Genomic DNA, 13,017 nt, shown 5'->3' with positions numbered 1-13,017 from the left:
GCCCCCCCCCCCGCCCCGGCCCCCCCCCCCCCCCCCCCCCCCCCCCCCCCCCGCGCGGCCCCCCCCCGCGGCCCCCCCCCCCCCCCCCGGCGTCGGGGAGGAGGCGTCAGGAGGCGTCGATCAGCTGCCCGACCGTGCGGCCCAGCCGGCCGTCGAGCGCGTGGCCGACACCGGCCGGCCACTCGTGCGAGGTGACGACGCCCCGGCCGGCGTAGAAGCGCTCCCCGGCCTGCGCCCCCCAGGAGGCGGTCAGCGGCACGGCGGTGTCGGCGGTGCCGGTGTACCAGTGGCCGCGGACCCCGGCCATGCGGGCGGCGGTCACCGCGGCCCCGCCGTCGGCGGGCGGCCCGCCGCCGCCGAACACCACCCAGCCGCCGCCGAGGCGCATCAGCTCCGGGTGCCGCGGCACGAGGAAGCGGGTGATCTCCTGCGCACCGGAGGAGAAGCCGGCCAGCCACACCTCGGTGACGGGGTAGGCGGCCATGTGGCGCTCGACCAGCTCGGCCAGGAAGTCCGCGTAGGCGGCGGTGTCGCCGGTGTGCCAGCACTCGCAGGACTGGTTCGGGCTCTCCACCGCCAGCGTGACCGCGTTGCGGGCCTTGGCGGCCGCGACCAGCCCCGACGCGCCGCCGAGCGCGTAGGAGGAGCCCGGGTTGTCCACGCCGTACTCGCCGGTGCCGTCGAGGTAGACGACCAGGCCGACCGGGCGCGCCGGGTCGATGCCGGCGGCGTAGCGGAGGTAGTTGCCGGTCTGCCCGTTGCCGGCCCGGAACGACTGGCGCGGCTGGTCGGTGAACGCCCCGCCCGAGCCGCCGGTGGAGCCACCGGCCGCCGGCGCCGCGGCGGCGGCCGACGTCGGCGCGCTCGACGCCCCGCCCGCCGTCGGGGCCGCACCGCCGCGCCCCGAGCCGGCGGCCGCGGCGGCCTGCGGGGCTCCGGGGGCGGCCGCCTCGGCCGGGACGTCCCCGGTCGCCGGCGCGGACGACGCGTCCTCGGCCGGCGGCTCGGCGGGCTCGGCGGGCTCGACCACCGGGGCCTCGACGGGTGCCTCGACGGGCGCCTCGACGGGCGCCTCGGCCGGGACCTCGGCCGGGACCTCGGCCGGCGAGGTGGGCGGGGGCACGGGAGCCGGGACGGTGCTGCTCGGGGCCGCCTCGGCGAGGGGCGCGGGCGGTGCGGCCTCCGCCCGGGTGCCCGCGTCGGCGGCGCTCGTCGGGCCGGCGGCGCCGAGCTGCAGGCCGGCGGGGTCGCACGCGGCGGTGGTCAGACAGACGAGGGCCGTGGCCGCGAGCACGCCGGCCCGGCGACCGGCGGCGGAGAGGGAACTGCGCACGAGTGGGGAGCCTCCGGATGTCCGCCCGTGACGACGGAACGTGATTGCGCTGTGACGCTACGAGGCTGACAGATCAACTCCGCGTCGACCAGAGGGCTGTCGGTCACACTCGTCCCAGCCGTGCCACCCGCCCCGCCCGCCGCACCGACCTGCCGATGACCCATGCCACGTTCGTCGGCGGTTCCGCGTGTCGGGTGCTGCGGGGATGATCGACGGTGATCGGTCAGGTCGGAGCCACCCGGTGGCCAGCTCACGAGGACGGGGATGCGCGGAGGTCGACGGTGGTCCGCGGTCGCCCTGGTGTCGTCGGTGGTGGTGGCCGGCGGGTGCTCGGCGGCTCCCGACGCACCGGCGGAGCCCGACGGGCAGGTGGCCGCCGTCGCGGAGCCGTGGGCCGACCGGCCGGTGGTGGACCTGCGGTTCGAGGTCGCCGCGGACCTCGGCTCGGTCGCCGGCCGCGAGGTCGTCGAGTTCACCCCCGACCTGGACACCTGCGAGCTGGTCTTCCGCGCATGGCCGAACAAGCCCGCGACCGCGCGCGCGGGCAGCTCGCTGACGGTCACCGAGGTGCAGCTGGACGGCCGGGACGCCGGGTTCCGCGACGTCGCCGCCGGCGCACCGGAGGGCACCCCGGGCACGCTGGTCGAGGTGCCGCTGGAGGAGTGCCTGTCGGCGGGGGAGACCGTCACCGCCGAGCTCTCCTTCGACCTGGTGCTCGGAGAGGAGGTCAACGAGCGGGTCGGGACCTCCTCCGAGGCGGAGGCCGCCTGGTTCGCCACGGCGTTCCCCCTCCTGGCGTGGGAGCGCGGGCGCGGCTGGGAACGGGGTCCCGCCGTCCCGGTCGCCGGCGAGACCGCGGTGAGCGAGGACTTCCGGCTGCGGTCGCTGGAGGTGGTCGCGCCGTCGGGCTACGAGGTCCTCGGCACCGGGCAGGCGGACGGGACCGAGGACGGGCCCGACGGGACGACGGTGCACCGCTTCACCGCGCCGGCGGTGCGGGACGTCGCCGTCGCGGTCGGGGACCTCGAGGTGACCGAGCGGACGATCGGCGGCGTCCGCGTGCGCGTGGGCCTCGATCGGGCGGTGGAGCGGGCGAGCGGGGAGGACTGGCTGGACGAGATCGCCGGGTCCACCGACGACCTCGTCGAGTTCCTCGGCCCCTTCCCCTACGACGACCTCTGGGTGGTGGTGCTCTCCAGCCAGACCAGCGGCATCGAGTTCCCGGGGGCGATCCAGTTCGGTGACGTGGACCCCGAGCAGCGCCGGGGCCTGGTGACGCACGAGCTCGCGCACATGTGGTTCTACGGGCGGGTGGGCAACGACCAGGGCGAGCACCCGTGGCTGGACGAGTCGTTCGCGACGTTCGCCCAGATGGTGGCCGACGGCGACGAGGAGCCCGTCGTCCACGGCTCGGACGGGGACGCCCCGCCGGTGGGCGGGTCCATGACCTACTGGGCCGCGGAGTTCGAGCGCCCGAGCAGCACCTACTACGACACCGTCTACACCCTCGGCGGCGCCGCGCTCGTGGAGGCCCGCGACCGGGCCGGCCACGACGTGTTCGACGACGCGCTGGCCGGCTACACCGCGGCGAACGCCTACGCCGTCGCCGAGCCCGCGGACGTCCGGGAGGCGTTCGCCGACCTGCCGGAGGTCCTCGAGGTCCTCCGCGACGTCGGCGCCCTGCCCTGACCGCCGGCCGACCGCTCACCGCCGGACGAGGGCCCGCAGCTCCTCGGCCCGCTCCGCCGTCCAGCCCTCCGGGCGCAGCAGCAGCGCCCAGGCGTCCACCGACTCGCGGGTGTAGCGGTGCCCGTGCCCCTCGGGCACGTCGAGGGAGAAGGGCATGTCGAGGGTGACCTGCCAGAACGTGACGACGGGCAGCCAGGTCATCTCGTCGAGGACGTCGCGCCCGGGTTCCTCGGCCAGCCAGTCGGGGCGGGAGAACAGCAGCGACGGCGAGGTCCTGCGGTGAGCGGCGCGAGGAGCTCACCGCGACCCACAGCAGGCCGATCGGGAGGGCGCGGCCGCGTCCCGCAGCGGCCGGCCGGCCCACCACGCCAGCTCGGCGACCACGAGGCCCGCGCCGAGTACGACGTCCCGTCCCCGGTCAGGTGGCGATGCGGCTGTCGTCGACCGGCCCGCCGACGGGCGCGGCGTGCCGTGCCGGCGCCGGCCGCACGCGCCCCACGGCCAGCAGGGTGACGCCCTCGAGCAGGGTCTGCAGCGCCAGCAGGGTGCCGAGCAGGGTCAGGGTGGCCGTGGTGAGGTTGAACAGGATCCACAGGCCCAGCACCACCGAGATGATCCCGCTGACCACGAGCACGGCCCGCGCCTCCGGGACCAGCACCCCGCCGAAGACCCGCGCCAACCCGGTCGCGAGGAACATCGACCCCGCCAGCAGCGTCAGGGTCAGCGCGCCGACCGTGGTGTTGCGGAGGATGAACAGGCCCAGCACCGCGAGCACGACCCCGCCGAGGGCCACCGCCCAGGACCCGCCCTCGCGGATCTTGAACAGCGCCCCGACGACGAGCACCACCCCGGAGATCAGGGCGGTCCAGCCGATCAGCACGACCGACACCACCGTCGCGAGGACGACGTTGCCGAGCAGGATCACGCCGGCGATCACCAGCAGGACCCCGATCGCGATGTCGCCGCCGGTCCGCCGTCGCTCGAAGGTCGTGGTCACGTGCGCTCCTCCCGGGGTCCCCAGCCAGGGCAGCCTCCCGGGCCCGGGTGCAACCCGGCTCCTCCGCGGAGGATGAGGTGTGGCACGGCGGCGTCCCGCCGGACCGGTCGTGACCGTCGGTCCCCGCTGCGGTCGCGAACCGTCCACTCAGTTGTGCGCAACCCCTGTCGGCGACGTCTCGATCGTCGTACGTTCGTGCCGCTGCAAGGGGGGGGATCGTGGCCTCAGGCACGGGCTCGAGACGATCCGGGATACCTCGTGCGAAGACGGCGATCCCGCGTCTGTCGCCGGGGTACGTGCGCCGGCCGCGGCTGCTCGCCGCCCTCGACGCGGCGACGCCGGGCCAGGTCACCGCCGTGTGCGCGCCCGCCGGGTACGGCAAGACCCTGCTGCTCGCGGACTGGGCCTCCCGCGACCCGCGACGCACGGCCTGGGTGTCCCTCGACGCCGACGACGACGACGACCGGCGCTTCTGGTCGGCCGTGCTGAGCGCGCTCGCCTCCTGCGCGGTCGTGCCGGCGGACTCGCCCCTCCACTCGGTCGCCGTCCCGCGGCTGCCGAGCCGGGACCCGGCGTTCCTCGCGACGGTGGCCGACGCGGTCGACCTGCTGCCCGAGCCCGTCCGGCTGGTGCTCGACGACGTGCACGAGCTGACCGCGCCCGAGCCCCGGCACGGTCTGGCCGCCCTCGTCCGCGACCGTCCTCCCGGGCTGCACCTGGTGCTGGCCGGACGCACCGACCCGCCGCTGCCGCTGAGCCGCATGCGGGTGGCCGGCGAGCTCGCCGAGATCCGGGCGGAGGCCCTCCGGTTCTCGGTGCCGGAGGCGGACACCATGCTGGCCTCGGCCGACGTCGAGGCCAGCCCCGAGCAGGTGCGCCTGCTCGTCGAGCAGACGGAGGGCTGGGCCGCCGGGCTGCGGCTGGCGGCGTTGTCCCTGCGCGAGACCGACGACCCCGACCGGTTCCTCACCGACTTCGTCGGCAACGGCCGCGCCGTGTCCGACTACCTGGTCGGGGAGGTCCTGGCCCGGCTCCCGGCCGACGTGCTCGACCTGCTCCGGGCGCTGAGCGTGTGCGACCAGCTGTCCGCACCGCTGGCGGTGGCGGTGTCCGGTCGGCCGGACGCGGCGGAGGTCCTCGACGCGATGGAGCGCGACACCTCGCTGGTCCTGAGCTCCGGCCAGGGCCGCCTCTGGTACCGGGTGCACCCGCTGCTGCGCTCGCACCTGCTCGCCGACCTGACGCGCCGCCGGCCCGACCTGGTGCTCGACCTGCACCGGCGGGCGGCGGGGTGGTACGCGTCCCGGGGCGGGGTCGTCGAGGCGCTCACCCACGCGCGGCAGGGGGGCGACCCCGCGGCCGTGGCGCTGCTGCTGCGCGAGAACACCGGCCGGCTGGTCACCGACGGCCACTACCGGACGATGCGCGAGGCGCTGACCTGGATCGGCGCCGCGGTGGGGGAGGACCCCTGGCTGGAGCTGCTCGCCGGGCTGGTCGACGTCGAGGCCGGGGCGCTGGTCGCGGCCGACGGCCACCTCGCCCGGGCGGCGGCCGCCTGGCCGGCCGAGCCGGGGGAGGAGCTCGTGGAGCTGCGCGCCCTGGTCCGCGCCCGGCGGGTGAACATGGCCGGGAACCCGGCCGACATGGTGACGGCGACCGACGCGCTCGCCCCGACGGCCACGGACGCCCCCGGCCTGGCGGTGACGGCGGCCCTCGACCGGGCGCTGGCGCTGCTGGCGGCCGACCGTCGGGGCGAGGCGGAGACCATCGCCGGGGCGGCGCTGGTCCGGGCGCAGCAGCTGGGCCAGCGGTACCTGGTGGCCCGGAGCCGCACGGTCCTGGGGGCCGTCGCCGGCGTCCGGGGGGACTTCCGGCGGATGTGCGCCCTGGCCGAGGAGGCCGACGTCGGCGCCCGGGGGACCGACTGGGGCGCCACGGCCGGAGCCGCCTTCACGGCCTCGATGCGCGCGTACGCGGCGCTGCTGCGGGTGGAGCCGGAGCGGTGCCTGGACCTGCTGGCCCCGGCGCTCGCCTTCCACGAGCGCGAGCCGCCGCCCCCGTCCAACCCGGTGGCGGTCACGGTCCGGGCGCTGCACGGGGCCGCCTCCGCCGACCTGGGGCGCGAGGCCGACGGCCTCGACGGGATGCGGCGGGCGCGGACGGCGGTGGCCGGTCACCCGCTGGCGGCGAGCGCGGCCGCCCTGGTCGCGCTGCTCGAGCACGGGACGGCCACCCGGGCGGGCCACCCCGAGCCCGCCCGCGCCGCGCTGGAGTGGGCCGAGTCGACGCTCGGGAACACCGGCGACGTGGCCCTCATGCGGGCGCTCCGCCTGGTCGCCCTGGGCCGGCACCGGTCCGCCGTCGAGACCCTGCAGCCGGTGCTGGACCGGTCGCTCGCCGTCACGGTCCCGTGGGCGCTCCTGGCCGGCTGGGTCCTGGACTGCCGGCTCGCGGTGCTGCAGGGCCACCCGTCCCGGGCGCGCAGCAGCCTGGAGCGGGCCCTGGCGCTGACCGAGGCGATGGACGCGCCGCGGCCACTGACGCTCGCGCCCGACGAGGTGGTCGAGCTGCTGACCCGCCACCTCGGCAGCTTCGGGAGCGCCGACCCGACCGCGCACCGGGTGCTCGCCGCCCGGACCACGCTCGGCGTCGGCGGGCGCCCGGTGGCGCTGACGGACCGGGAGCGGGCGGTGCTGCGGCTGCTGCCCAGCCAGCGCTCGTTCGAGGAGATCGCGAGCGACCTGACGGTCTCCCACAGCACCGTGAAGACCCACGTCCGGGCGATCTACGGCAAGCTCGGCGTGAACTCGCGCCGGGCCGCGGTGGACAGCGCACGGAGGCGCGGGGTGCTCGTCGAGCCGAGGCCCGAGGACGGCGCCGGGAGCTGACCCGGGCCGGGGACGTCAGCCGGGGACCTCGTGCAGCGACACGACGCGCAGTCCGAGGTCCTGCAACCGGGCGAGGATGCCGTGCAGCTCCGCCGCGTCGGCCACCTGCCCGTGGATGATCGTCTCCGGCGGGGCGTCCAGGACCTCCAGGTCCGGGAACGCCCCCCGGGTGTGGTCGGACACCAGGCCCGCCACCCGGAACTCGTACCGTCGTGAGGACACGGCCCGACCTCCTGACCTCGACCACCCGGCATCGTCGCCGGGCGGACCGGGTGGCACGTCCTCCGTTGGGGATGGGATGCCGACCGTGCCGGCCCGGGCTCCCCGGCGGGTAGGACCCGGCCGTGACGGCGGGCAGGGGGGTCGCGTGGCGGTCCCGGACCTGGTGGGGCGGCGTGCCGTTCGCCGCGGCGCTGGTCGTGGTGCTGGTGCTGTGGAACAACGTCGTCGTCCCCCGGGTGCCCGGCGGCCGCGGGGCCTACGTGGCGGTGAACGTCGCGGCCGCCGGTGTGCTGCTGCTCGCCGCACGCGCGACCGGGTCCTCGTGGGCGGACCTGGGCCTGGCCCGTCGCCGCGTCCCGGCCGGGCTGCGGTGGGGCGGCGCCGCCTTCGCCCTGGTCGCGGCCGGCTACGCGCTCGCGCTCGCCCTGCCGGCCCTCCGCCCGCTGCTCACCGACGCCCGCGTCGCCGATCTCGGGCCGGGCGAGGTCGCCGGCGACGTGCTCGTCCGCATCCCCCTGGGCACGGTGCTGTGGGAGGAGGTGGCCTTCCGCGGCGTGCTGCTGGCCGTCCTCGCCCGGGTCCTCTCCCTGCGCGCGGCCGCGGTCGTCTCGGCCGTCGTCTTCGGGCTGTGGCACGTCCGGCCGACGCTCGGCGCCCTCGCCGCCAACGACCTCGTGGACGGCCCGGCCGCCCGGGCCGCGGCCGTGGCCCTCGCCTGCGCCGGCACCACCGTCGCGGGCCTGCTGTTGACCTGGCTGCGGGTGCGCAGCGGCAGCCTGCTGGCCCCGGCGCTGCTGCACCTGGCGACGAACACGCTGGGGACGCTGGCCGCGGTCACCGCCCTCCGCTCGGGCTGACCCGGCCTACGGGCCGCGGACGAGGGCGACCGCCCCGCGGTGGTCGAGCCCGGTCCCGGCGGCGAAGGCGGCCGCGTAGTCGTCGGCGGCGACGGCGCCGGCCACGCGGCCGGTCAGCTCCGCCTCCTCCCCCCGCGCCGACGGCCACGCCCGCAGGCCCGCGCGCCGCCGCAGCCCGTCAGCCGCACCGAGCGCGGTCGCGGCCCGCCGGGCGTCTCCGTGGGCCAGCGCGAGCCGGGCGGCGGAGACGAGGGCGAAGGTGAGGGTCAGGGTGCTCACCTCGATGTCCTCGCTCCCGTCCACCGACCCGGCGAGGAGCGCCTGCGCCTCCTCCAGCCGGCCCGACCGGACCGCGAGGGCGGCGAGCTGGGTGCGGGTCGTCGCCCGGAGCCAGTCGTTGCCGAGCTGGCCGCCGTGCTCGTCGACCTCCTCCAGGTGGGCCCGGGCGGCCTCGTCCTCGCCGAGCGCCATCTCCACCATCCCGACGGTCAGGGCGGCGAACGCCGCGAACGGCTCGTTCTCGCGGCGCAGGCCCTCGAGGGCCCGCGACGCGGTCCGCAGCGCACCGTCGAGGTCGCCGACGATCGGCAGGATCCACGAGACGGCCAGTTGGGCGGCGTCCACCAGGTAGGGGTCGTCGAAGCGGCCCTCCAGCGCCCGGAGCCCGTCGACGGCGGTCAGCGCGCCGTCGTCGTCGCCGACCTCGACCGCGGTGACGGCCGAGGTGAGCAGCAGCTCGGCCCGCGCCCGGTCGTCCAGTGCGTCGGCGCGCTGCTGGACCTGGTCGATCCACGCGCGACCCTCCGGCATGCGCCCCCGCATCTGCCAGAACAGCCAGAGGATGCGGAAGACGTGCGGGAGCGGCGCGATGTCGTGCGCGAGGAACCAGCGGATGGCGACCCGCAGGTCCTCCTCCTCGGTGCGCAGCCGGGCGGCCCACTCCTGCTGCCGCTCGGCCGGCCAGTCGGCGTTCTCCACCAGCGCGCCGAAGTACTCGGCGTGGCGCCGCTCGACGTCCTCCCGCTCCGGGCTGCCGGCCAGGCGCTCGGCGGCGAGCTCCTGCACCGCCGCCAGCATGCGGAACCGGGGACCGGCGCCGGTGACGTCGATGGTCACGAGGCTGTGCCGGGCGAGCGCGTCGAGCAGCTCCAGCGTCTCGTCCTCCGGGAGGGCGGCGACGTGCGCGGCGGCCTCGGCGCTCCACCCCCCGGCGAAGACCGACAGCGTCGCGAGCATCCGCTGCTCGGCGTCGGTCAGCAGCCCGACGCTCCACTCGACGGTCGCGCGCAGGGTGCGCTGGCGCTCGGGCAGGTCGACCGGACCCGACCCCAGGGCGTCGAGCCGCCGGCCGAGGCGTGCGAGCAGGGCGTCGGGGGTCAGCAACCGGGTGCGCGCCGCCGCGAGCTCGATGGCCAGCGGCAGGCCGTCGAGGCGCCGGCAGATCTCCGCCACCGCCGGCGCGTTCTCCTCGGTCAGCGCGAAGTCGTAGCGGACGGCCTGCGCCCGGTCGACGAACAGCCGGACGGCGGGCAGCGCGGCCAGCCGGTCCACCGCCGGTGGGGACGGGAACGCCGGCACGGTGAGCGTCCCCACCGGGTACTCCCGCTCGGCCCGCAGCCGGAGGGCGGTGCGGCTGGTGCCGAGGACCACGAGCCCGGCGCAGCGGGCCAGCAGGGCGTCGAGCTCGGCGGCGACCGCCACGACCTGTTCGAGGTTGTCGAGCACGAGCAGCGTCGGGGTGTCCGCGAGGTGCTCGGCCAGGACGTCCAGCGGCGGGCGGGCACCGTCGAGCGCGGCGCCGAGGACGGCGGCGACCCGCGGCAGCACCAGCGCGGGGTCGTCGACGGAGGCCAGCGGGACGAACACCGCGCCGCGTGGGTAGCGGGCCTGGATCCGCTCCGCCACGGCGATCGCCAGCCGCGTCTTCCCGACGCCCCCGGGCCCGGTCAGGGTGACCAGCCGCGCCCCGGGGGACTGCAGCAGGCCCGCGACGGCGTCGATGTCCTGCTCGCGCCCGATGAGCGACGTCGACGTCAGCGGCAGGGTCCGCGTGCCCGGCCGGTCGGCGGTCGGCGGCGCGGGGGACGCCGGGGCGCGGTCCCCCCGGCCCGTGGTCGTGAACCGCTCGCTGAGGAGCAGGGCGAGGTCGTCCCGGACCAGCCGCGCCAGCTCCCGCGGGGTGCGGAACGGGCGGTAGGAGTCGGTGCCCTCCGACTGGAGCCCGGCGAGCATGGCCGCCAGCCGGGGCTCCCGCTCGGGTGCCGGCCCCTTGACGTAGAGCAGCCGGGGGATCGAGCCGGACAGCCGGAACTCGTCCTCCAGCCCCGAGACGTCCATGTCGGGCCCGATCCAGCCGTACCGCTGCCAGTACAGGCCGATGAAGACGTCCGACTGCGCCAGGTAGGCGCGGTACAGCTCGCGGGGCGGGTGCGGCCGGGCCCCGAGCTCGAACATGACCGGCGTGAGGCGGAGCGCCGTGATGGCCCGCGCGACGGCTGCGCGCTCCTCGGCGAGCTCGGTCAGCGTGGAGCTCACGAAGACGCGCAACCGCTGGTCCGGGGTCCGGATCGTGGCCGTGTCCTGTTCGGTCACCGTCATGCGTCCTCCTCGGGGAGGGCCGCCGTCGACGTCCGGCGGTCGGGCTGCAGGGCCCCGTGGGGACAGGGTCGCGATCTCCGCGTGCGACCGGTAGGGGCTCGAGGACCGGTCCGCGGATCGGCGTGGGACCTGCAGTCCTCGTGACGCCCGTGTGACGCACCGTCAGCCGATGCGAGGACTGTGTAAAGAGTCACGTTCGACCCTTGTTCACCGCGCAGCCCTCTGGTTCCCTCATCCGAAGTCGGTCTCGGATGACGCAACAATGATTGGGGAACGTCATGGAGAAACCGCACGAGTCCGCCCCGCCCTCCCACCGCCCCGGCACCCCGGAGACCGTCGCGGCCGACCCGGCGCCCGTCGGCGGCGCCCCGGCCGGGGAGGAGCGCCCCACCGCCCACGCCACCGACGTGACCGTGACCGGGACGCACCCCGCGATCGCGGAGCCGCCTCCCTGTGTCGCCGACCGCCACTGGGCGGTGGACCGGGTCCTCTTCGCCATCGCCGCGGCCATGGCGCTGGGCTTCGTCGTCTGGGGCTTCGCCACGCCCACCGGACTCGGCACCGCGAGCAGCTCGGCCCTCGGCTGGATCACCGGCAACCTCGGCTGGCTGTTCGTGCTCCTGGCCTCGGCCTTCGTCGTGTACGTGATCTGGCTGGCGGCGGGCAGGTACGGGCGGATCCCGCTCGGGCGCGACGACGAGCGGCCGCAGTTCCGCACCATCTCGTGGATCGCGATGATGTTCAGCGCCGGCATGGGCATCGGGCTGATGTTCTTCGGCGTCGCCGAGCCGCTGTCGCACTACGTCGCCCCGCCGCCGCTGACGACCGAGCCCGAGACGTCCGAGGCGATCCAGACGGCCATGGCGACCACGCTGTTCCACTGGACGCTGCACCCGTGGGCGATGTACGCCGTCGTCGGACTGGCCATCGCCTACGGCACGTTCCGGCGGGGCCGCCGTCAGCTGATCAGCTCGGCGTTCATCCCGCTGCTCGGGGAGCGGCGCGCCAGCGGCCCGGTCGGCCGGACCATCGACGTCCTGGCCATCTTCGCGACGCTGTTCGGATCCGCGGCGTCCCTCGGCCTCGGTGCCCTGCAGATCGGCAGCGGCGTCGAGATCCTCGGCTGGGCCGGGGACGTCGGCAACGGCGTCCTGGTGGGGATCATCGCGATCCTGACCGCCGCCTTCGTCGTCTCGGCCGTCTCCGGCATCGCGCGCGGGATCCAGTGGCTGTCCAACACCAACATGGTCCTGGCCCTGCTGCTCGCGCTGTTCGTCTTCGTCGCCGGCCCGACGATCTTCATCCTGAACCTGATCCCCGACGCGGTCGGCAGCTACTTCTCCGACCTCGGCGAGATGGCCGCGCGCACCGAGGCCACCGGCGGCGACGCCATGGCCACCTGGCTGCGCGGCTGGACGGTCTTCTACTGGGCCTGGTGGATCAGCTGGACCCCCTTCGTCGGGCTGTTCATCGCGCGCATCAGCCGGGGCCGGACCATCCGGCAGTTCGTCACGGGCGTGCTGCTCGTCCCCAGCCTGGTCAGCCTGCTGTGGTTCGCCGTGTTCGGTGGCGCCGGGATCGCCGCCCAGCGCAGCGGCGTCGACGTCGCCGGCCAGGGCACCACGGAGGGGCAGCTGTTCACGGTCCTGGAGCAGTACCCGCTGTCCACCGCCGCGACCGTGCTGGTGATGGTCCTGGTGGCGATCTTCTTCGTGTCCGGTGCGGACGCCGCCTCGATCGTCATGGGATCGCTGTCGCAGCGCGGCACGCTGGAGCCCAGCCGCTGGGTCGTCGTCTTCTGGGGCGTGGTCATGGGTTCGGTGGCGGCGATCATGCTGCTCCTGGGCGAGGACGGCGCCGCCCTGACCGGCCTGCAGAACCTGACGATCATCGCGGCGCTGCCCTTCGCGCTGGTGATGGCGCTGATGGCGGTGAGCCTGGTCAAGGACCTCCGCCGCGACCCCATCGTGCTGCGCGGGAACTTCGCCAACCTCGCCATCGAGAAGGCCGTGGTCGAGGGCATCACCCGGCACGGCGACGCCTTCGTCCTGGTGGTGGAACCGGGACGGGCCGCTCCGGACGCCGCCGGCGCGGGGGTCCAGTCGTCCCCGGCGCCCGCGGAGCGGGGTGACCGGCCGCCGGCCGGCCCACGGGGCAACTTCGTGGCGTCGGCGGACGATCCGGCCGTCCCCGCGCGGAGCCAGCCCCGGGCGGAGGCCGTCGGACGTCCGCTCGAACCGCGCGACTAGGGGCCGGGGACGGCGCGAGCCTCCCGGCAGCGGGCCACCAGGGGTCGCCTGCTGCCGGGAGGCTCCGCCGTGCTCGGGACACGCGAGCGGGGGGGGGGGGGGGGGGGGGGGGGGGGGGGGGGGGGGGGGGGGGGGGGGGGGGGGGGGGGGGGGGGGGGGGGGGGGGGGGGGGGGGCGCGCCGGG

At 76.6% G+C, this 13,017-nt stretch carries 9 protein-coding genes; 4 read left to right on the top strand and 5 right to left on the bottom strand.

Features of this window, described 5'->3' with window-relative positions; all coding sequences use genetic code 11:
- Positions 1-106: 106 nt before the first annotated feature.
- On the bottom strand, positions 107-1,333 hold the full coding sequence (locus ACI78U_RS24025; protein ID WP_456877931.1) for a hypothetical protein: 1,227 nt from the start codon (positions 1,331-1,333) through the stop codon (positions 107-109).
- 264 nt (positions 1,334-1,597) lie between these two features.
- On the opposite strand from ACI78U_RS24025, the gene ACI78U_RS24020 reads away from it, so the two are divergent.
- Entirely contained in the window at positions 1,598-3,022 is a 1,425-nt protein-coding gene (locus tag ACI78U_RS24020; protein ID WP_456877929.1) for a M1 family aminopeptidase, read from the top strand.
- A 15-nt stretch (positions 3,023-3,037) separates the two neighbouring features.
- Here ACI78U_RS24020 and ACI78U_RS24015 read toward each other — a convergent pair whose 3' ends face one another.
- Positions 3,038-3,280: an alpha/beta-hydrolase family protein gene (locus ACI78U_RS24015; protein ID WP_456877933.1), complete on the bottom strand. Its 243-nt coding sequence runs from the start codon at positions 3,278-3,280 to the stop codon at positions 3,038-3,040.
- Between the two features lie 160 nt (positions 3,281-3,440).
- Complete coding sequence (locus ACI78U_RS24010; protein WP_456877927.1) at positions 3,441-4,019, bottom strand: HdeD family acid-resistance protein; 579 nt, start codon at positions 4,017-4,019, stop codon at positions 3,441-3,443.
- 296 nt (positions 4,020-4,315) lie between these two features.
- Here ACI78U_RS24010 and ACI78U_RS24005 point away from each other — a divergent pair, with 296 nt between their 5' ends.
- A complete protein-coding gene (locus ACI78U_RS24005; protein ID WP_456877925.1) occupies positions 4,316-6,907 on the top strand; it encodes a LuxR C-terminal-related transcriptional regulator in 2,592 nt (863 codons plus the stop codon).
- Positions 6,908-6,922: 15 nt separating this feature from the next.
- Here ACI78U_RS24005 and ACI78U_RS24000 read toward each other — a convergent pair whose 3' ends face one another.
- Positions 6,923-7,129, bottom strand: coding sequence for a hypothetical protein (locus tag ACI78U_RS24000; protein ID WP_456877923.1), 207 nt, complete (start codon positions 7,127-7,129; stop codon positions 6,923-6,925).
- A gap of 122 nt (positions 7,130-7,251) precedes the next feature.
- On the opposite strand from ACI78U_RS24000, the gene ACI78U_RS23995 reads away from it, so the two are divergent.
- A complete protein-coding gene (locus ACI78U_RS23995; protein WP_456877921.1) occupies positions 7,252-7,986 on the top strand; it encodes a CPBP family intramembrane glutamic endopeptidase in 735 nt (244 codons plus the stop codon).
- A 6-nt stretch (positions 7,987-7,992) separates the two neighbouring features.
- Here ACI78U_RS23995 and ACI78U_RS23990 read toward each other — a convergent pair whose 3' ends face one another.
- Complete coding sequence (locus ACI78U_RS23990) at positions 7,993-10,584, bottom strand: DUF4062 domain-containing protein (RefSeq protein WP_456877919.1); 2,592 nt, start codon at positions 10,582-10,584, stop codon at positions 7,993-7,995.
- Positions 10,585-10,862: 278 nt separating this feature from the next.
- On the opposite strand from ACI78U_RS23990, the gene ACI78U_RS23985 reads away from it, so the two are divergent.
- Entirely contained in the window at positions 10,863-12,833 is a 1,971-nt protein-coding gene (locus ACI78U_RS23985) for a BCCT family transporter (RefSeq protein ID WP_456877917.1), read from the top strand.
- Positions 12,834-13,017 lie beyond the last annotated feature (184 nt).

The sequence above is a fragment of the Geodermatophilus sp. SYSU D00710 genome, assembly GCF_054050195.1.
This window is presented reverse-complemented; position numbering and strand designations above follow the sequence as displayed.